This window comes from Bacillus thuringiensis, from assembly GCF_001182785.1.
In the GTDB taxonomy this organism is placed as follows: Bacteria; Bacillota; Bacilli; order Bacillales; family Bacillaceae_G; genus Bacillus_A; species Bacillus_A thuringiensis_S.
On the sequence record NZ_CP012101.1, the window covers coordinates 187042 to 208233 of the forward strand.

The window sequence follows — 21192 nt, forward strand, 5'->3', positions numbered from 1 at the left end:
GCAAAAAGAGCCGGATTTTCATCACAGCTCATGTATTAATTGGTTCTGTATGTGTACATGTTGGATATTGTGAACAGCCAAAAAACTTATTACCCGTTTTATTTGAATTACGAACGACTAAATCATGTTTACATGTTGGACATTTCCGTGCTGCAGGCGTTACCCCTTGATATACATCTTCAGCCGAATATTCGGGATTGATTTTATTAATCAATTTCTGAAGTTCTACACGATCTATTAGTTTTACATTGCAAGCTTCCGCTAATTCTTTCGCTTGCCTTGTATACACACTGTTCGTTACAACCCAGCCTTCATTTGCCTTGTAATAGGCTTGTGCTGCATATATCTCTTGTACGGCACTAATGCCGACTCTATTTTTCATCCCGTAGCGTTTTGCCTGGATGACAATACGATTTTTCCCCTTCAATACCAGATCCGCTCCGAAATCATTTGACTGTTTTGTAACTGTTGGGGAATAACCCAACTCTCGAAAGAGAGCTTTTAGGTATACTTCGAATTGATGTCCGTCCATTTTGTCTATATAACGAATACCGGACTTAGCCATTCGCTTTAATATTCTTCGTTCCTGGAACTTCCGGTACATAAATTTACAAATACGAAAAAGAACATAAAGGATAAAACCATACATCAAAATTTGTAATATGTTTGGCATTTCTGGTAGATTAGACACTTCGCTCCACCTCTTTAATTAGTTTCATTTTCTTTGGTTGGGCTGTCTCTTTTGCCTGTTGCTCATTCACTTGTTTCTTTCGGACATCGTTCCAATCTTTTTCATTCGTTGGAATATCCTCTTTAAGATCGACAAAGCATTTCATTGTCTGAATGAAGTCTTTCCCAGCCTTATCATTATCAACTGCCATTATGACCTCTTTAATATCGTGCCCTTCTTTTTTCGCATCCATTAAAGATTGAATCACTGTTTTTGACTTCAATCCATGCATAGAAACCAGACGAGCGTTTTGGATATTATTTTGTTTAATACTCCAATGAGATAACATGTCGATTGGATCTTCATAAAAATAAATCTTATCCGGTTTACCTACATCAACCGTGAAACCGGCATTGATTTTTTCATAATTCGGGACAATTTGCTTAAAGCTTCCTCTTTTATTCTCCATTTTGACTGTACCTTGACGGTTCATACCAATGACTTGCCCTTTGCCCCCTTCTTCTCTCCATTTGAACACCACGTTATTTTTCTTATCCTGGGCGATGAGATCCTTTTTAATCAACCAATTCACCAAGCGAGAATCTATTTTCCGTTCGTCAATTAAGTATCGCTTGATTTCTGTTTGCTTCGGCACCTCTAAGTGTTTTGGATAACTAAACGGCTGCTGCTCTTTTTTGCGCTCCTCTTCAGCTTTTGAACGATCAAACTCTTTGTAGTCCCCCTTCTGAATGTCCATCACGGCTTGTGGGAATGTCATGTCATAGTACATCATCGCAAAGCTAATCGCTCCATATCCTTTTTCCCCCCGACTATTCCAGGCGTATTGATTCCCTTTAATAATGAGACTGTCATGCTCCGTATGACGATAATAGTTACCTTCTTTCTTAAACGTTTCTCCTTTTGCTTCCAGATATGAAATCAAGTCAACTTTTCTTGCTTTCATCGCATCCTCCGCACTGACATATGCCATTACGGAATCCCCCCTTTACTCTATAAAATGAAATAAAAAAGAGGACTATTCCGTTTCCTAGTCCTCTTTTGCTACTTATAGTTGTTACCCCCATACGTAGTACCTCCTATTAATCTGCAATTTCCGTTTCACGCTTCCATTTCTTATTTCTTCGCTTTTTCATTATTCTGTCACCAAATAATAACAATGTGTTCAAAAAGACAGCTATAAGGAACATACAGCTCGCAAACAGCCATACATTAATGGTATCTCCTCGTTTTTACTAAAAAAGAAAGAGAGTGCTATTTGAAAGTACTCCCAACCTTTATTTCGGAATAAAAAACACCTGATTCAATGTATAGAAATCAGGTGTTTTTTGTAAATATTTTTTTAGTTCACACTTTGAGTTTTGGATAGTTGCTTTGTATTTTCATTCAATGCTTTTTGTTCAGCATTCGGATAAGTAACTGCATGCGTTCTTGTCTTATCGGTCATCGTCCAAGGAGAATTTACGATTGTGCCACTTTTCCTTTGCACAGTATATTCTGTAGTGAGTATATATCTAGAGTACGCCATCCTATTTGAAGATGGATTCTTTATCTCGTGATCCCATGTTTCCTCTTTTAATTGTTCAGTTGTATGACTTATAGAAGTCTGTAATTGTGTTGAGTATTGAGAAGACATTCCTACTGAAAATCCTTTAAAACTAAAACCCATATCAGCGCCAATACTCAAACTTACTGTCTTTGTAGCTGTTTCTTGATCCGTCACTTTTATACCTGTTTTTGTTGTGTATTTATATGTTTCACCAGGAGCTAAAACATAAGATTCTTGTTTTTTCCACCATTGTTTTTTCACAACCATATAATAAGGATTTTCTTTTATTTGTTTAGCTGTATCATTACCATAGTGTGGATCTTTGACTGCAATAGCCGGAACTACTGTAAATGCTGTTACCACACGTTCTGTTTCTTCGGGAAGTTGGTCATTAATTGTTTCATATTGTGGTACAGGTGATAATGGTTGCGTATTTATCGATGGGAGTGAGACACTTCCTGCTTCTTCAACTGCAAATCTTTCAGAAGGTGCATCTGTAAGAAACTCATATTGTTGAACGTTAGCATTATTACCTGTTTGATTTCCTTCTATATCTAAAACTTTTCCACTATGTTTTGATTCAATAACATAATGCCCATCAGCTTCACGATGGAAGTACCAGTATTCAGAAGGTGCATCTCCAAGCCACTCATATTGTTGAATATTAGCATTATTACCTGTTTGATTTCCTGATATATCTATAACTTTACCGCTGTTTAGATTAATCATTGCATAATAATTGTTATCTAATGGATGAAGAAAAAATCTTTCAGAAGGTGCATCTGCAAGATATTCATATTGTTGAACATTAGCATTATTACCTGTTTGATTCCCTGATATATCTAGATATTTTCTACTATTTTTATTTTTAAACATGTACTTCATACCTACTTTAAATGTCATTGATTTACCCACTCCCCTTTAATCAAATTATTTAAAACCAGATATTGCCACTTGATAATAACAGAGAATTTTAAAATTTAATACAATTTCAGGTTGAGAAATACTTTAATTTTATGTTGATTCGGTTTCCTCTTTAATGTGGACAAGAATGTAAAATTCAGCAAAACCATACTACAAGGAACATACATACAGTCACTCTTTTCATTCTAAAAAGAAAGAGGGCTTTTACTTTTCCCCCCTTTCTTTTTTAGATATAAAAAAATCACTTTTCGTTTTCTCAATTGAGTAACAAAAAATGATTTAATCTGCTTTTCCTGTTATAAAATTTTTCATCGTTCCATTTCCATTGTTTCTCTTTTTCTACCTGATTTCTTTGTAGTTTTCGACTGATCTACATTCCCAGGATCTATTTCCTTATCTTTTTCTTTATCATTCGCTTTTTTTCCATTTAATTGCTGAAAATTTTTATCAAAATCCATTTCCTTTGAAGTTGTAGACTGATTCACTGTTATTCCTTCTTTTCCAAGCTTCTCATCCACCTGATTTTCTAATTTCACTACGTGTTCCTGGCTTACCAGCTCATTATCAATCGAAACATATTTCGTTGTATAATACCGCTCTTCAGCTTTTACACGAGTGACAATGCTATCAATATTGTCTGGTTTCTCTTCATATTGTGAACGTCTGTATGCTTCGAATTTTCGGCTTAAATCTTTATCTAATGTAGTTGGCTCCTTTTCTTTTAAAGGCTGAATTTGTTGATTTAGAGAAGCAATAGGTGCATATCCTTCCTTTTTCATTTCTTTATATAATTCCACTTCTTTTTCATTAAATGAGTAATCTTTTTGTGCCTCCGCTTTATCAACTAAGAGTCCATATCGTTCATCTTTTACGATTTCATCTAGACTCATATTTACATCTTTTTCATAAACAACAAATGACAAATTTCCTCTTCCATCAAAGATAGAACTTTGAGCCTTTTCATATAAATCTGGTTTCAAAATGTTATCTAAATAGACGTTTTCTCGTTTCCCGTTCTTTTCCATGAGTGAAACATATAAATCGTCCCGATTTGTTTTATCTTGGTTCCATACAGACAAATAATTTATATCTTTCGTAACGGCATCCATCATGTGGATTCTTGCCAGTTCTTCATCTTGCATACCATTTGCTAATACTTCAATTGTAACTAATTGATTGGGTGTCTCTTTCGGTTTTTCTAATGGATTTTCTTGTGCTTTTTCCATCGGTATTTCTTTGTTATTTCTATAATTCATCACTTCATCTCGTAACGCTTGTTTTACTTCATCCGATAAATGCCTTTTCTCGTTTAATACTTGTTCATACGGTGTCTTGTAGTCCCCATCCCCCATATCCAAACGATCCATACTCACAAGCTCCATTCTCCCAAAATCTCTATCTACTTCTTTTGGAATGGCAATATGATAACGAGTTTTATCATATGGTACGTATTCATCCCTTTCTCTTGCTTCCTCTTTTGCTTTTTCAATATTTTTAATGACTTCAGCCATTTTTTCATTGGCCTCTCCAAATGGAATCAACTGACTACCCTTAAAATTTTCGTTTTCGCTCCATTGAATTAACATAGTTGGACGAGTAATTTCATCCTGATTTAATGCTGCATACTTCTCTTGATTTGCCACGTTAAATGCATCAATAAATTCTTTATCACTCAATTTTTCTGCGCCTTCTATGGGCTCAAACGCTCGTTTTCTATCCGCTTGTTCCCTTAGCTCCGTAACAGAAACAAGCTCTTGTTTCGCGTTACTTAAACTCATAAATTCCACCAATAAAATATCTTTTTCGTCCTGTTTTTCATTTTCATTTGCCATACTTTCCACCTCTTTTTCATTTATTTGTTCTTTTTCCTTTTCTAATGTGTTTTCAATTGTCTCAATAAATTCAATCGAAGTTTCATGTACTTCTTTCAACAACTTCGTTTTATCTTTCATTTCTTTTCCTTGTGTCCAGCTCGCTAAATATCCTAACGAATATTCGCTTGTATCAATCCCAAAATAAGAAGACACGGCATAAGCTGTCATTTCTGCTTGAAACTCTTTTTCTGGTGCTGTGTAATTCATACGTGTCTCTGCTGTATGAAGTTTGGCATGCGCCAATTCGTGAAGAAGTGTTTTGACATTTTGTAATTCACTGTTTCTAGGATTCAACGCAACCTCTTTTGTTAAGGGATAGCTCACACCTTTTGCGACACCCAGTTCTGATTTTGGCGCAATAATTTTCACATCGTTTTTTTCCGCAATAGCTTCCATTCCCTTATACAAACTCTGGTAATCTGTAACGCTCCCTTCTAGCCAACGATTCGGAAAAATACGAGGAAGATCTTCCGCTTTAGCGTTTGTTTGAGACACGTCAAACACATGACCAACAGCAAAATATAAGCGACCTGGTTTCACTTCTACACTTTTAGATTCAATTTGTTTTTTCTCATCTTCGTTTGCCTTTGTAACGGATTTCCATGTCCCTTTTTTGTCCTTAAATCTTGCTACAGTTCTATTTGGAACAAGAATTTTAATTCCTTTATGTCCTACGCCTGTAACAACAGGGAAGCCCGCTTTTTCCCAAAAAGAAAAAGAGCCCACTGCTTGGGCTCCTGGAAATTGTGCTTGTATTAACGAAACATTTTGTGGTGAATATTTATAAAACTTTGCCATAAACGTTAAATATTCTTTCATATCTTCTGGTGTACGAAAATAGCCTTCTACGTTTTTTTCCATCTTTTTTGTTAAAGCTTGAACCTCTTCTCTTTTTTCTTCCGGTGATTTCTTTTGATACTTTTTCTTATAACTTTTACTCATATTCTTCTCCTACACTTTCACTCGCTTTTTGTAATTCCTCCATTTCTTCTTCATTCCATCTCTCAGCTGTATTAAAGAAAAGCTCATGAGTTTTTACATTAACCGGAACTAACATATTTTCTTGATTCATAACATGAACTGCAAGTTCTTTCTCCTGTTCTCGTGTAATTTTAATTGTTAGTTCATCCTCTTTTACAAGTAAAACAAGTTCACCTTCTCCAACCTCTTTAATGACCCCTAATGCGATATCTTCACGAAATAATAACATCCTACTAACCTCCTGTTTTTTTATAAAAAGAAACAATGTAGCTTACGTTACATTGTTCTTTGATGCCTCATGATCTAAACGTTTTTGTCTTGCGTTACTAATCCGTTCCGCTACGACTTCTTTTGCTATCTTTACACTTCCCATCTCTTGTTTATCAGTCGTAATAAGACTATCTACACCCTCTAAAAAGAAATAACCATTTAATAACTCAATTAAAATTTGCGTATTTCTATCCGCACTATTTGCACCAAGACGAATTTTTGTTAGTTCACTTTTCAACACATCGTGTAGATTCTTTGATACAATTTCGGAAATATAATTCAATGACCATTCTGTATTTTTTGATGCTTGATGTTCTCTACAAATCCTAACAATTGCTTCACCGTTATATCTTATATTGTGTTCTTCCATGTAGTCTTTAATATACGTATCTGTTTCTTCATCCAATGTAATTTGCATGCGAAAGTCTTTCATTTAATAACCCCTCTCATTTTGATATGCGGTTTCTTTTTGCATACGCTCATAATACTTTTGGTTCTTCCAGCTTTCGTATTCACTTTTAAAAGCGCCTTCCACTTTTCTCATAGAATACTGAATAGATACATTCTGCTGAAATTTTCGAAATGACTTTGATTTTTTCATGTGATGGATTCTTTTTTGTTCTTTATCATATGCCTTCATTTCTTGTAAAAAGGCGTTCCCCATTCGTTTATACAGGTCACTGATTTTATTCGTTTTATAATTTTCATATTGCTTCTTATCATACTTTCCTTCCCCATATGCTTCTTTAAAAACTTGCACTTCTTTATCTAACTTTAGGAGAAACTTATCGTAATCTTTTTTATGATGATGTTGAATATACCGACTGCTTAATTCATCAATTTGTGGCTTTAATGGTTGAATCGTATTGTAGCTATATTGCCACTGTCTTTTATCACTTGGTAACTGTTTATAGATTTGTAAAAACAATGGTTTCAAATGTTGATTACGCCAATCAAAAACGGAATCTTCTTTTTTCCTTCCCACCATATTGTTTCGAATCAGATCATTAATTTGTTTTTGCTCCTGCTTACGATCTAACAGATTATTTACGACTTTACCCTTCATCGCATCTAACGTTTTTGGTTTTCTTTTGCCACGTTCTCTCGTTGGAAATGGTTCAACAATTGCCACATGAATATGAATATTATCCGTATTAAAATGAATGGCTGCCGACCAAATAGAGCTTTTTTCCACCCCCTCTCTTTTTTGCATTTCCTTCATCATAAGCCTTGTTACATCCATTAACTTTTTCTCATCCAACGTTTTTGTTTTCTCATCATAAATTCCTTGTTTCTCTAGCCAAGGATTATGAAAAGAAATGACATCTTGCCACATGATACTTCCATTCTCATGAGCGGTTTTAAACATTTCCTTTAAGGACTTTTTCTCACTTTCTGTTAAGCGATTTGCGTGTTCCGTAAATAGTGCCGATGTCTTTTCTGAATTACCCATATAGTCTTGATACGTTTCGAACATTTTCGGATTCAACTTTACTTCACTTTTCGCTTCCTCCCGATCTACATAATCAATATAGTTCTGAAACGCATCGGAACTTGGTAACACAAATTTCGTTTTTAAAACAACACCCGGTGTGACGGAAGATTGAACAGAAACCTCATTACTCATTTTCAACATCCTGCATCATCATTTGAATAAACTCATTCATTTTTTCCATTGCGCTATAACAATCACTCATCATATGGATATTCTTTTCAATGAGATTTTCTAATTCCATTTCCCTTTTATTTTGTTGCTGAAAAAATGCCAGCATTTCAATTTGAGCTTTCAAAAATTTTTGTCGGGATATTCCCTTTCTCTTTGCCATTTCATCTATTTTCTTTAAGGCAACTGGATCTATATCTCTTATTTTTAGATTCACAATTTCGGCTCCTTTCTGCAATTCTGGGTAGAGATCAAAAAATAGTGAGAAGAGCATAAGGGGTTTCTGCCCCCACCGAGGGTGTGGGGCTAGGCGGAGCCTAGCGAAACGATGGGGGCAAGAAAATCCTCTAGGTGAGTACTCACTGATGACACAAATTAAACTGATGAGTACTCACTGACGATACAAAAACCAACAGATGAGCACTCAGTGAGTACTCAAATATCACTGGTGAGTACTCACTGACGACATGACTTTTTTTACTTTTTATTAATTTCTTGTGCCTTTTGCTCTAACTTTTTGATCTTATCTCTTGCAATTTTTTGTTCCCCTTTAAACAATTCCACGTTCTTTTCTGATGATTTTATTTTAGATTCTAAGGATGCTATTTTTGATTGTGTTTCTGTTTTTTCTGCTTCCGTTTGGTACTTCATTTCATCTTGTAATTCTTTTACTTTTTCATAAACTGTCTTCGCATTTTCTTCTTCTAGTTTGATTGCTTTCCCATAATTTTTTATCTTTGTTTCGATATCCTTTTTGTCTCTTTCTATAAAATCTAGCTCATATGTTTTTTTATCTTCAGCTATCAGTTCGTCATTCGCTTTTGTTTTTCTTTGATCGGTAAAAATCGTTTGAACTAATTTATTTGGACTTTTTGTTGATACATTTTCTTCTTCATATTCGTTCACATCCTGTGTAAATTTACGAATATCCATTTGTTCTTTCTCACTATTTTTATTGTAAATATCAAAAGCTAACGCTCCCCAATTCGGAGATAAGTCTTTTACTTCTACAACGTATTTTCCGTTCTCCTCATACAATACTTTGACAGGTAATTGAACACCTGGATTTGATTTTTGCTGCGCTTTAAATGTATATCCTGTTTCCTCATATCCTTCTAATCGAAAGTAAATTTGTATAAAGTTTTTGTGTGGATTGTATTCCCTTTTTTCTACAATCAATTTCCCCATACCCGACAACTTAATTACTTTATTTGTTTCTGTATGAAATAGTTTTTCATCGTTTGGCATGTAAATTTTTGATGTCAAGAAAGCGAAAAAACCAAAAAATAGAAAGCTGATAATTGTTAAGTAGATCCACGACTTATTTTTTCTTAGATTGATTCTTTCACTCTTCTTACCAATCGCTCCTATCACACTCTCACCCCATCTTTTTTGTTATAAAACTTTCATATTTAACTCTTCCACACTTGTAACTCGCCATGTTTCATTTTCTTTTTTCATGATGATTCGTAACACATTGTTTACTTTTTCTTCTCGGTTTTGCGTTGAATCTGTCGTGACATTTATAAATTCAGCTAACACATTGACCTCCTCTTTATCGGGTTCATTTTCTTGTAAATAAAACTTCATTTCTATTGGTTTCGTTTTATACGTATCTCCTAATTCGTATCTATCAGTTGGATAAAATTGTTGTAATAGTTCTTCACTCATAATGGATTTTGCTTTTTCTTTTCGCTCACTGTAGCCTTCTTTTTCTCGATGAAATGATAATTGAATAAACGTTTCGGCTGTCGATAAATACGCCCTTCTCTGTTGTTCTTGTGCGGAAGGAAGTACCTTATCCAGTCGTTTTTTTAAGTCTTCATTTTGTTTTGTTAGTAATTCATTTGAAAGTTTTAGCTGTTTTTCTTTACCATCACTCATTGACTTTTTACTCAAATAGATATTAAAAGCTGTCACACCTACAACTAAAATGACAAACACAATAAACAAAGATTTTCGTTTATCTTTCATTCTTTTAGTCTCCTATTCTTTCGGTTTTTAGAACCTTCTTACATGACCAGAAAAGACTTTTTTCCAATACGGATTATTTAAATCTTCAATAGAAACACCTTTATTCGTTTGGCATCCAATGAAGGTATTTTTATCAATTACAATACCAACGTGTCCGTCATGTTTGTAGGTATCAAAGAAAATAACATCACCCGGTTTCATATCATTTGCTGATACTTTTGTACCAATTTTATTTAATGTTTCCGTACTTACAGCGCCAATCGGACTGGTATACATTCCTACTTGTTCGAATGCCCAGCGTACAAAACTTGAACAATCAAAAATCCCTCTTGCGATGTCATTTGTGTTACGTCCTCCACCAAATACATAGGTAGAACGCCCTATCCATTGGCGACCTACATCGGCAACTTTTGAACCGCTACTTCCGCCACTTCCTGGATTTCCTCCTCCGCCAGAAACAACAGAACCCGGCTGATAATATTTTAAAACTGCGTCAACGTACAAAATATCGCCATAACACGCTTGATATGGTACGGCTTCTGGTCTAAGGCAATGGTACATTCCTGTGTGTTTCACTTTTTGATATTGTTGTTGTGAAAATTTGATGGCTAATTCTTTCGTATACTTACCACCATTTGCGCCAACAAAATCAAAAAATCCTGTCCCGAAATTATATGCTTGAAGGGCTGTTTTAATATGATCCATGTCCCCTGGACTCGTTACTCCGGCTCTTTCTATCGCATGTTTAAACTCCTGTACACCAGCCCAAATACTGTAATCCGGATCTGTAATACAGTTTGGTGATTTACAATATTTCGTATTAAAAGCGCCTTCGGAACTCTGCATCGGATCACTACCACGTCCTCCGCTCTCTTGCATCATTTGAGCAAGCATTAAAGCAACAAAAGGTTCTACACCAAAGGCTTTCGCATGCTTCCGAATCGTAGGTTCCCATTTCAAAACTTCGGGCGAAACATTCATGACTTGCCCTTCACCTGTATACGTAATATCACCCGTGTCTGTTCCACTATCACTCCCCATTGCCGCAATAAAAATGCTTACTACTCCAAGTAAAAGAAAAGAAAAAAGACCCATCACAAGTAGTGCTAAAGTGATGAGCCATTTCTTTGGTATAATCTTTAAAACTAGATGCATAGTATTAAGCACCTCCCCCGAATAACATCAATTCTTCATCTGTTACTTCTACATGAAAATGAATGTTTTTTACAGCCCCAATACTTAAGATGACATCCCCTGTTGGCAAATGTGGAATCGCTGCAATCTCACTTTCACTTAACTGTCCTGCAAATACTTTTCGTAACATATCTAAACTGTTATTATCTTGCTGCATAATAAATTTGTACTGTGTAAGTTCAAATAGCTTTTTAATTTCGTCAATCATTTCTTGTGAAGATCCTTCCGGTACAAAATCTCGAATTGTATGACTTGCATATAAAAGACCTGCAAAATATTTTCGATCTTCACGACTAAGTTTTGTTAAAAATTGTAGCGCATGGGCGCTTTCTTTTTTCGTATTTATAATATGATGTGCCTCGTCAATAATAATGAAATAACGAACTACATCTTCAAACGCAAGTTGCTTTTTGTTAAAGGCTTTTAATTGAGGCGCACCGTTTGAAATCATTTCATTCCAAAGGAGATTTAACACATTAAAAATCTGTGCCTGGAATACCTCTGGTTTAAAACTGGATATATTCCGTAAAGAAAAAGATACAACCTGTTCTTTCTTGAAATCTTCAATTGTAGTAGGCCCATCAAATAATTCTGCATATGCTTCTACTAAATTTACAAGATTCAATTCTATCAACTCTAAACGATGTTTTCTGCTTTCTCCTAAATTCTCATGGTGTTTTCTATTTTCTACATCCTCATATAATTCATCACGAACAAAAGATAAAAAGTTTGAGAAAATGGGATACTCGTTTGGTGTTCTTGTTGTAATTTCATTTTTCGCTCCTTTTTCGTCATTCCATAATCCCATACGAATATATAGTTTACGAAGTAAATTTTCATATTCTTTAATTTCATCATCTTTTGCTTCTGGTGCAATGAACCGATAAATAATTGTTAGTTTAGATAAATGCTGGGTAAAACTGACTTCCTCACTTTCTGCTGTCTTATATACTTGAAGTGGGTTAATCTGACCTTGTGATCCATCTAACGCAATTGTCTTTCCACCTAGCTCTTCTACTGTATCCGTAAACTCTTCTACAACATCAAATACCCGAACAAAGTGACCCTTACTTGCATAATCCACCGTTTTCTTTTTTAACAATGTTGATTTACCCGCACCAGACTTTCCAACCATTACACCGTTATAACTCTTTCTTTGATTGTCTTTATGAAAAATATCAAAAATAACATTTCCTTTTGTTTTCGTTGTTCCATAATACGTACCGTATGGATCGTGCAAATAAGAATAATGAAACGGACACCCACCAGCCAAACTGACTGCCGGAATTTCTTTCCCTTTTCTTCGGTTCACATAATTTTTTTGTGTATCAAAGCTCGTTACGAGTGCATCCCATTCATACTCTTGTTCATTTAAAAAGACAGCTCCTCGAAAATTATAAGATTCTAATGTTTCCAGGATTTCTTTTACTTGTTTTTCTAGCTCATCTATTGTTCTAGCGGAAACATAAATACGAATGTGAATACGTTTCATGACCTCACCTTGTTTCAAATCCGTATAAAGAGCTTCCAGCTCTAAAAATTCATTTTTTGCATCGATCCGATCTATATTATCCTTCGCTGTATCATGCCGAACACTTTGTTCACTCATGGATTTATTAATCGATTCAACAACTTCATTTCGATTATCACTCATGACATCTAATGTTGTGATCACATTTGGCATATTCATAATTTGCTCTAACCAAAAATCATTTACCTCTGTTGGATAATCATAAACATGAATGCAAGTACCTAATCCATCACCTGTTTGAAAATAACTTTCTTTAAAACTAATTCCCCCTTGTGGCTGAACTCTAGCCACTAAATAAGGGTTGTAACCTTTTTTCTTTTTTAGTTCTTCTTGTTTTTCCTTTTTGGATTTTTTACTTTTGAACGCAAACATATTGTTTCCCCCTTACTACCATATATTTTTCGTTCCTAATTTTGCATTTTGATTAAACAATTTAAACATAAGCTCTAACTTTTTCTCTTCATCCACCTCTAATAGCTCGGTAGAGCGCTTGATATATCGCTTTGCTGCATCTACACGTTCTTTTACGATTAATTCCGTTTCTCCGTAAATAAATAAGAAGGCTTCACGATTGGTTCTGCCCCATTCTAAAAACTGCAGTTCTTTCAACTTTTGATTTAAAATTCGTTCATACAAAGGACTGGTACACTCTTTAATTTTCTTCTCTATATAACGTTGTTGTTCCGTTGTTTGACATGGGAAGTTTAAAAAAACGAGTTTAATGGACTGTTTGTAGGCTTGATAAAAATACGCATGTGAGAAAATAACAAATGCTTGCTCATCGCTATTCTTAGAGAACATATCGTCACCTTCCACTTGAAGAATTTCTAAAAACTCCTCATTTTTCAGTTCAAATATGCCATCCTCTGTCATGTCTACAATTTGCATAATTTCCGAAATACTTTTCTTTACCTTTGGTTTTTCTTCTTTCTTTTTGTCGGGTACCACCTTCACAATTTCTTTTGGTTCAGAAATTGATTCTTTTACATTTTTTTCGTTAAATCGAAATGTATTTTTCTTTGGTCTTTCTAGTTGTTTTGGCTCTTCTTTCTCTACATCTTTTTCGCTGAATAACGCCATATGTGATCCCTCCCTTATTGATCGTTATCTATGGCGCAATATGCACCTTTTCTTCTTAGCAATGTAATAATTAACACTTCATACATTCGTTTTTGAGGATTCGTACTTGGTCTCCAAATCATGATAATTGCAACAGCTACCATGAAAAGAATAAATGGTAACTGAAAGGACTCATGTACGAAGTTCCTAAGAATCATCGTTACAACTAATAAACCAATTAATAAAAAGAAATCTATTAAATAAAGCACTTTATTAATCCGTAATTCTGTACTGATTTCCTTCGGAATCCGATAACTTCTCATCGGGATTCCCTCCTTTTCGACAATAAAAAATAAGCGTACGATTACGCTTATTTTTTATCCGTATTCTTTTTATTTTTGTTCACGATATCTCTCCAACTTTTACCCGTATTTTGACCCATCTGATAAAAACGTTTTGTATTCTGTACCGTTTCAGAAGAATTAATTCGTTCTTGCACTCCTCTTACCTTTTGTTTCACAGATGATGTTGTATGTTTCACTTTATCGGTTGTATATTGTCCTAATGTACGTGTCTCCTGACTTCTACTTGCTGCCACTTCTTTATCACTCTCATAAGGAATAATTGGGCTACTATGTGTCACCGTTACGATGTCGGCTGATGCCGGGTTTCCTCCACTTGGTACTGATCTTGGTGTTTCTACTGGTGCTGGGCTACTTCCACTTGGTACTGATCTTGGTGTTTCTACTGGTGCTGGGCTACTTCCACTTGGTACTAATCTTGGTGTTTCTACTGGTGCTGGGCTTCCTCCACTTGGTACTGATCTTGGTGTTTCTACTGGTGCTGGGCTTCCTCCACTTGGTACTGATCTTGGTGTTTCTACTGGTGCTGGGCTTCCTCCACTTGGTACTGATCTTGGTGTTTCTACTGGTGCTGGGCTACTTCCGCTTGTTGCTGGTCTCGGTGTTTCTATTGGTGCCGGGCTTGCTCCGCTTGCTCCTTGTCTTACGCCTCCTGGTGTTTGATTTCCTTCACTTGCTCCTTGTCTTACTGTTCCTGGTGTTTGATTTCCTTCACTTGCTCCTTGCCTTACTGTTCCTGGTGTTTGATTCCCTTCATTTGCTCCCTGTCTTACTGTTCCTGGTGTTTGATTTCCTTCATTTGCTCCTTGTCTTACTGTTCCTGGTGTTTGATTTCCTTCATTTGCTCCTTGTCTTACTGTTCCTGGTGTTTGATTTCCTTCATTTGCTCCCTGTCTTACTGTTCCTGGTGTTTGATTCCCTTCATTTGCTCCCTGTCTTACTGTTCCTGGTGCTTGATTTCCTTCATTTGCTCCATTTGCTTTTCCAGCTTCTTTCATTTCATCTTGAAGACTTGTTGTTCCCGATTCTTGCCCATTCGCTACCCCAGGGTTTTCGTTCCCTCCCTTTTTCATGTCTTCTTGAATAGATGGCATACCACCATTCTTTTTATCTTCTTCCTTATTTAAGTTACCTTTTTCTTTTTCTTTTTTTGCTAAGTCATTACCATTTGCTTTTTTCTGATCCGCTTTTTTCATTTGATCTTGCAAGGACTCTTTATTTTCAGACTCATTCCCTTTTTTCAAACCGCTTATAAGCCCTGCCACGCCACCTGTTGCCATCGCTGCCGCACTTGCTGTTTTAGCTGCTGCAACACCAGTTCCTTCTGCTGCACCTTTCGCCCCTTTTCCAATCATATTCCCTAGACCCTTCATTGGTTTTGAATTTGCGAGACTGCCAATTCCTTTACCAAGTGCGAAACCACCTGCTAACATGCCCCAACTACTCTTTAATCCAATATCTATACCAAATAACCTTTCTACGACTGCCGGACCGTCTAGAACTGCCATACTAAATGCCGCTAATGCAATCAGATACGGTACACCATTTAATTTGTCATGGAGAAAAGCTGTTCCTATTAGGTATAGCTTCAAAGATAGTAATATCATAATCGTTGCTATAAATATATTGAGAATATTGGATAACACGGCTTTTAACTTTTGACCATTCGCAACATCGGCTGGTGCTATTATGTTCACCAACAAGTAATTAAATGCCAATTCATAAAATAACCTAGCTAACTTAATACTCACCAATAACAACGTTAATCCTGTTATTAGTAAAGTAAAGAATATATTCCAGAAATTCCAATGCCAGCGATAATACTTTTCTGGAAAGAAATCAAACCATCCATCTTTTAATTCAGCTAAAGATGCAACTCCCATCCCATCCATTACTCTTTTATTTTTTAAAATTTCCTGTCCATCATCTGATAACTTTTTATCCTTTGCAAATTCAAAATCTTTATCTATTTTTTCAGTAATATCTATCTGCCTGATGTTTTTTTCTGGAATATGATTCTTCGGATTCATGTCTTCTTTCTTTTTCCATTTATTTTCATCTATTACTGCAATATCCGTTATGTTCTTCTTAATAATTTCATCACTCAAAGAGCCTTTTTGTTCTGATTTTACAACCGCTATGGCGTCATCTGTGAACTTATCAACCTTTGTCATACCAGTACTTAATAAACAAAGTACACTCAGTGTTACAAAAATATTGATGATAATTTGAGAACGATTCATTTGTTTGTTCATAATAAACATGTAGCCAATATATAGAAATGATATGGCTAAAAGAACGACAAACAATGGATATAACATATCAACAAAATTTTGTATTTCCGGTGAATTAAAGAATCCTTTAATTCCTAGTATGGCATCTGTCACACCTTCTAAAGCATCTACAACTAAAGATAAGCCTACAATTAGGAACCATCCGAGCCAACGTAATACATAATTCACGATGTCTCCTATTTGAAGATAATCCGAGAACGCTTCTATAGTTTTTAAAATCTCTTCATCTTTCACTATTTATCCTCCTCTCATGCTTGCTATTTCCCTAATACTTCTTTTGCTGTCCAATTCACTCTCTCATTTAGCCTGTCGATACGAATAATCAATTTCCCTTTTTGTTCCCGATCTACTGAAAGGAAAAGAACTGCATCTTCTAGACCAAGAATGACCTCATTTTCTTCTGTCACAAATGGCGAGTAACTATCTAAAATCAATTGCATTTTATCCGTTATTGTCGGTACACCCATTACCTCTTCCCCCTTTATATTTGGATTCAAAAAAGCACTCAATCATTTGAGTGCTTTCTAACTTGTTACTTGTTCTTTTTCTTCTAAATCACGCAAGATTCGATTAATCTTGTTTTCGACTGCTTGATAAACACTTTTGTCGATATGGTCATTGTGAGCTAACATTTGAAATTCACTGTAAAACTCGCCCATTTCTTGATTTTCAACCTCATCTATTACTTTCCCTAACTGTGCTAAAAAGAACTTATCAACCAATTTCAAAACCGCTAAATCAGATTCAAAAAAATCATTAACCGTTTTTTCTTTCCAATTTTCAATGGTGAGGGAATCAAACGGGCTATCTTCCTGCTGAAATGCCTCTTCTGGAATCTCTTCATCGATTCCCATCATTGTTGGTTCTTCTACTGCCTGCGGTGTCTCTATTTGGGAAGAAGCTTCTTGTTCTTGTACTTGTTCTGGTTCTGATGTTTTTTTCTCAATTTGTTTTGCTTTTCTCTCTCCTAGAAAATCTACAATAAGTGATTTTGGATTTACATCATCATGTAGAGAATCAATATCTATATCTAAAATAGATTTATCTGTATCGAACTCTACTCCTAAGTACTCCCATCTGTATTTTAAGGCTGTTTCCCCCGTATTATAAATCGGGCGAGGTCTGATCCGTTTTCTGTTATTATCCTGACGTTTTATGACACGAATAACGGCACTTTCTCCTTCTTTAAAATTCATAAGTTCATTTGATGTTAACAGTGGTCGTTGATCTAGACTTTCCGTTTTATTTTTATCAGTAGAAAGACCTTTTCCGCTTCGGGAAGGTAGGTTAATCGTCTGATTCCCTAGTTTTTTGGAAACTATTTCAGCGGTTTCTTGATCGTTCGTTAGAATGTAGATGGTATTCCCACAGTTTCCATCAATCGTATCTGCATCCTCACCATACTTATTTTTCAATTGTGCATATGCCTGGATTACAAGGTTAAAGCGAACATTTCTACCAAGACAGACCGTAATAATATTCGCCATTCCTTCGATACTCGGCATGTTGCCAAACTCATCTAAGATAAAAACCACCTCACGGTGACATTTCCCACCACGGGCAAGGGATGCACCTTTGGCTAATATAAAATAGAGTTGTCTTACAAATATAGAAGCTATCACATGATTGGAAGAATCAAAGTCTGGTGTAATCATAAAAATAGCCACTGGTTTATCGAAATAATCCACTGTTATTACTTGTATATCTTCATTGTCTTCTATTACTTTAAATTCTGTATGCCCCGTTTTTTCATCTATTTTTGTAATAGAAATAGATGTTTTCGTTTGAGGATTTACCTTTTCAATACATTGAATGGTATCTCCAACTTGTATTACTTGTTTAAAATCTAATGCAAAACGTCCTGTAATATCTGCTTTAATAGACTCCTTTGAGCCATCTGGAAATACAATTTCCACTCGTTTTCTAGGTGTTACTTTTCCTTTTATCGTTTTTCCAAAACCGACACGTTTTAAATCCACACTATTCTTTGCTGTCATTTTAGCGATTTCATCAAATGTAAAAATAGAAAGTCCGTTCATGGTTTGGGTGAAAATCCCGCCTCGTGTCGTTCCTTTTGAGAAGTTTGAGGTTGCATATTGCATTTTCGCAACACTATCCGTTGGTAAGCCTTCAAAGTAAAAATCTAATGCATTTTGTGGATCAGCTTTCGGATCTACGATTATCTCTTTTGAACCAAGTTCTGATAACATATTTGCAACTGCATACATTGTAATTTTTTCTTCTGCACCTTCCGCAATACATTTATCTGTAACGGCTAATATCATGGCATTACACAAGCTCATAGCGCACTGTTGCCAAAAAGGATCTTTTACAGTTGGGTTGTAATACAAAGTGTGTGAGAGTGTCTTACATAATGCCTGTGCCGTTGAATAATCTCCATCTTTATAGGCATCTTTGACAAGCTGCAATAAGTTATAACTCATAGAATCAAGTGGGGTTAACAGGTTCAAAACTTCAATGTGATAGCCTCGTTCTTCCAGCGTTTCTTTCGATGCACTGAAGAGCTATTGGAATAGGTAACCCTTTGAAGTAATCTCTAGGTTTTCCCCTCCACCACACCGTACGTGACAGTTTCCCATCATACGGCGTTCCATCGATAAATTTTCATATAATATATAGTATTTTTACTGAATAATGTCTAAATTAGCCATAAATCTTAGTCTATTAAGCTTTTTAATTTGTTTCGAATCCAAATTAAAGTCATTAAGATAAGTAGCAATTGTTTCTTCATTTATAGCGTGGATCAATTTATGAATATCTTTATGAACAAGACATAAATTATGATATTCATCAGTACCACCTTGTTTTCTAGGTAGTTTATGATGACAATGTACATCATTTGGATGAAGGATTTCACCAGTCACATAGCATTTTCCATTAGTAGCAACGTATAGTGTTAGTCTGTTATCTACAAATTCAACATTGTCTTTAGTATATCGGGCTTTGTTAACCATATACTGTACATATTCATTTGGAACAATTTTAGGCTTGGATGTTTCTAACTTAGCACGCCCACCTTTTGTATAAGGTGTAATATCCTGCTGAAAATTCATTGGATTTCTATGATGAACAGCGTTGATTATGTGGAGTGGAACTCCAGCAACTACTGATATTTTTGTTTGTTGCTTCAAGCCAACATTTCGTTGTTTGTATATTGTGTTCTGTTCCTTATACGTTTGAATAGTACGTCTTTCCCTTAACCTAACTTTCATGGTGCGGGATAAGGATAACCCAACTTTATCTAAGTCAATGTATACATGCGTTGCATATCGATAATAGTTTTTGATACCCATTACCATTGTGTTGTAATTCATAGATGATTTACTACTATATGAACTGTGTTGTATTTTCTTTACACCATCTCTTAGTTTTTCTTGAATTCTCTTACGAGATTTTTCGGAGATATTTGTTTGAGCAACATATCCGTTTTTCGTACTCCCTTTAGGTATAGCTTTAATACTAAAACCTAGGAAATCCGCATGCTTTTGTTTCAAGTTCGTAATGCTAGATTTGTTTGTATTAACCTCTAACCTCAATCTTTTATCGAGAAATTCAACTACAGCGTGATAAAATCTAACAGCGTGATTGTATGACCGACACATGATTTTAAAATCATCAGCATATCTGACCATATAACCACTTTTTAAGTTAGTTCGTTTAGCAGTACCATTATGGAAGCTGTGAATATTTTTACTTTTAATAGGGAAGCTTTCCCATTGAGATTCAACCCAACGATCTAACTCGGTCAGGTAAATATTCGCTAATAATGGGGATAGTACACCACCTTGTGGAAGTCCTTTATCCATAACTCCTACACCGACTACTTCTGTTCTTAACATGCAATTGATTATTGATAGTAATCTTTTATCACGAATGCCAAAGCTCCAAAGTGATTTACTCAATTTCGCATGATTCACATTATCGAAGAACCCTTTAATATCAACGTCAACACAGTAGTACATTTTCCCACGATTGATTAAGCTAACCGTACGGCTTAATGCGTGCATAGCGTTTCTATTAGGTCGGAAACCATAACTATGTTTATAGAACTTGGCTTCACATATGGGTTCTAATACCTGTAAGATACATTGCTGAATGACCCTATCTTCAAGTGTTCCAATACCCAATGGCCTTGTTGAGCCATCTTGTTTTGGGATTAGTACACGTCTTGTTTTATCCGGTTTAAACCAAGATAAACGTTTTTGAATTTTAGCTACAAATTCAGATACATTTGTTACTTTAACATCTTCAATGTTTAAACCATCCACACCCTCTGTATGAGCGCCATTGTTACTTTTAATTTGATGATAGGCTAGTAGAATATTACTTTCTTTCGTGATTATATCCATCAACTTATAGAAATTATCACCATTTTTACTATTAGCATGAAGTTCATCAAACGTGGATGTTAAACCATATCGCTTAATATTTTTAATTTTTTCAGTCATACTGTTTTTACTCCCCCACTATAAGTGTTTTAGTAACTTTATTATTCTTAATCGAATCAGTATATTAAATATCTACATATAAAATCTTTTTATCGACTTGAGGTCTTCCCTCCACTACTTATTATCATAGTTTCACAAGTACTACACCTCTACTGCCACGACATTTAATGTATGTTATGAATTTCATACAAACGGGTCATAGTGACCATTCACTCACCGTATATCGCTTCCCACGTTCCGATTAACCTATCATAGTGTTTTACTTAGATGTCTCCTATAAGCCCGTTACCTTGAATACGCCTATAACGTATTATGGACTTTCATAAAGGACGCGTCTTACTCATCCACAGTAACCGTCAA

Annotated in this window: 17 protein-coding genes and 1 pseudogene; all 18 read right to left on the reverse strand. The window is 35.3% G+C overall.

Annotated elements, in window-relative coordinates:
• Window positions 1-28 precede the first annotated feature (28 nt).
• Window positions 29-691, reverse strand: coding sequence for a restriction endonuclease (locus tag AC241_RS30390; RefSeq protein WP_050845514.1), 663 nt, complete (start codon window positions 689-691; stop codon window positions 29-31).
• The gene (locus AC241_RS30395; RefSeq protein ID WP_050845515.1) at window positions 684-1661 is read right to left on the reverse strand and encodes a DUF3991 and TOPRIM domain-containing protein; all 978 of its coding nucleotides are present in this window, start codon (window positions 1659-1661) and stop codon (window positions 684-686) included. Before AC241_RS30395 ends, AC241_RS30390 begins: the two co-directional genes overlap by 8 nt.
• A 369-nt stretch (window positions 1662-2030) precedes the next feature.
• Window positions 2031-3140, reverse strand: coding sequence for an RICIN domain-containing protein (locus AC241_RS30400; protein WP_050845516.1), 1110 nt, complete (start codon window positions 3138-3140; stop codon window positions 2031-2033).
• A gap of 329 nt (window positions 3141-3469) precedes the next feature.
• A complete protein-coding gene (locus AC241_RS30405) occupies window positions 3470-5977 on the reverse strand; it encodes an LPD25 domain-containing protein (protein ID WP_050845517.1) in 2508 nt (835 codons plus the stop codon).
• Complete coding sequence (locus AC241_RS30410; RefSeq protein WP_050845518.1) at window positions 5970-6245, reverse strand: hypothetical protein; 276 nt, start codon at window positions 6243-6245, stop codon at window positions 5970-5972. Before AC241_RS30410 ends, AC241_RS30405 begins: the two co-directional genes overlap by 8 nt.
• Window positions 6246-6287: 42 nt before the next feature.
• Window positions 6288-6719: a hypothetical protein gene (locus AC241_RS30415; RefSeq protein ID WP_000651369.1), complete on the reverse strand. Its 432-nt coding sequence runs from the start codon at window positions 6717-6719 to the stop codon at window positions 6288-6290.
• Window positions 6720-7913: a MobP2 family relaxase gene (mobP2, locus tag AC241_RS30420; protein WP_050845519.1), complete on the reverse strand. Its 1194-nt coding sequence runs from the start codon at window positions 7911-7913 to the stop codon at window positions 6720-6722. It abuts the gene before it with no gap.
• Entirely contained in the window at window positions 7906-8166 is a 261-nt protein-coding gene (locus tag AC241_RS30425; protein WP_002104153.1) for a hypothetical protein, read from the reverse strand. Before AC241_RS30425 ends, mobP2 begins: the two co-directional genes overlap by 8 nt.
• A gap of 260 nt (window positions 8167-8426) precedes the next feature.
• Complete coding sequence (locus AC241_RS30430; RefSeq protein WP_050845520.1) at window positions 8427-9323, reverse strand: hypothetical protein; 897 nt, start codon at window positions 9321-9323, stop codon at window positions 8427-8429.
• 21 nt (window positions 9324-9344) lie between these two features.
• A complete protein-coding gene (locus AC241_RS30435; protein ID WP_050845521.1) occupies window positions 9345-9923 on the reverse strand; it encodes a hypothetical protein in 579 nt (192 codons plus the stop codon).
• A gap of 27 nt (window positions 9924-9950) precedes the next feature.
• Entirely contained in the window at window positions 9951-11078 is a 1128-nt protein-coding gene (locus AC241_RS30440) for a bifunctional lytic transglycosylase/C40 family peptidase (RefSeq protein ID WP_000550845.1), read from the reverse strand.
• 4 nt (window positions 11079-11082) lie between these two features.
• Entirely contained in the window at window positions 11083-13020 is a 1938-nt protein-coding gene (locus AC241_RS30445) for a VirB4 family type IV secretion system protein (RefSeq protein ID WP_050845522.1), read from the reverse strand.
• A gap of 15 nt (window positions 13021-13035) precedes the next feature.
• Window positions 13036-13728, reverse strand: a complete 693-nt coding sequence (locus AC241_RS30450) for a TraC-like domain-containing protein (protein ID WP_050845523.1) — start codon at window positions 13726-13728, stop codon at window positions 13036-13038.
• A gap of 14 nt (window positions 13729-13742) precedes the next feature.
• A complete protein-coding gene (locus tag AC241_RS30455) occupies window positions 13743-14030 on the reverse strand; it encodes a DUF5592 family protein (RefSeq protein ID WP_025966424.1) in 288 nt (95 codons plus the stop codon).
• Between the two features lie 47 nt (window positions 14031-14077).
• Window positions 14078-16597, reverse strand: a complete 2520-nt coding sequence (locus AC241_RS30460; RefSeq protein ID WP_050845524.1) for a pLS20_p028 family conjugation system transmembrane protein — start codon at window positions 16595-16597, stop codon at window positions 14078-14080.
• 23 nt (window positions 16598-16620) lie between these two features.
• Entirely contained in the window at window positions 16621-16830 is a 210-nt protein-coding gene (locus tag AC241_RS30465; protein WP_050845525.1) for a hypothetical protein, read from the reverse strand.
• Window positions 16831-16887: 57 nt separating this feature from the next.
• Window positions 16888-18888, reverse strand: a pseudogene (locus AC241_RS30470) (VirD4-like conjugal transfer protein, CD1115 family); the annotation flags it as partial.
• A gap of 120 nt (window positions 18889-19008) precedes the next feature.
• On the reverse strand, window positions 19009-20832 hold the full coding sequence (ltrA, locus tag AC241_RS30475; RefSeq protein WP_050845527.1) for a group II intron reverse transcriptase/maturase: 1824 nt from the start codon (window positions 20830-20832) through the stop codon (window positions 19009-19011).
• Window positions 20833-21192 lie beyond the last annotated feature (360 nt).

Excerpts from the sequence above, each read along its gene's own strand:
- AC241_RS30445 (WP_050845522.1), bottom strand. The coding sequence starts at position 13,020 with ATGTTTGCGTTCAAAAGTAAAAAATCCAAAAAGGAAAAACAAGAAGAA.
- AC241_RS30455 (WP_025966424.1), bottom strand. The coding sequence starts at position 14,030 with ATGAGAAGTTATCGGATTCCGAAGGAAATCAGTACAGAATTACGGATT.
- AC241_RS30415 (WP_000651369.1), bottom strand. The coding sequence starts at position 6,719 with ATGAAAGACTTTCGCATGCAAATTACATTGGATGAAGAAACAGATACG.
- ltrA (WP_050845527.1), bottom strand. The coding sequence starts at position 20,832 with ATGACTGAAAAAATTAAAAATATTAAGCGATATGGTTTAACATCCACG.
- AC241_RS30450 (WP_050845523.1), bottom strand. The coding sequence starts at position 13,728 with ATGGCGTTATTCAGCGAAAAAGATGTAGAGAAAGAAGAGCCAAAACAA.
- AC241_RS30465 (WP_050845525.1), bottom strand. The coding sequence starts at position 16,830 with ATGGGTGTACCGACAATAACGGATAAAATGCAATTGATTTTAGATAGT.
- AC241_RS30405 (WP_050845517.1), bottom strand. The coding sequence starts at position 5,977 with ATGAGTAAAAGTTATAAGAAAAAGTATCAAAAGAAATCACCGGAAGAA.
- AC241_RS30400 (WP_050845516.1), bottom strand. The coding sequence starts at position 3,140 with ATGACATTTAAAGTAGGTATGAAGTACATGTTTAAAAATAAAAATAGT.
- mobP2 (WP_050845519.1), bottom strand. The coding sequence starts at position 7,913 with ATGAGTAATGAGGTTTCTGTTCAATCTTCCGTCACACCGGGTGTTGTT.
- AC241_RS30435 (WP_050845521.1), bottom strand. The coding sequence starts at position 9,923 with ATGAAAGATAAACGAAAATCTTTGTTTATTGTGTTTGTCATTTTAGTT.
- AC241_RS30440 (WP_000550845.1), bottom strand. The coding sequence starts at position 11,078 with ATGCATCTAGTTTTAAAGATTATACCAAAGAAATGGCTCATCACTTTA.
- AC241_RS30395 (WP_050845515.1), bottom strand. The coding sequence starts at position 1,661 with ATGGCATATGTCAGTGCGGAGGATGCGATGAAAGCAAGAAAAGTTGAC.
- AC241_RS30410 (WP_050845518.1), bottom strand. The coding sequence starts at position 6,245 with ATGTTATTATTTCGTGAAGATATCGCATTAGGGGTCATTAAAGAGGTT.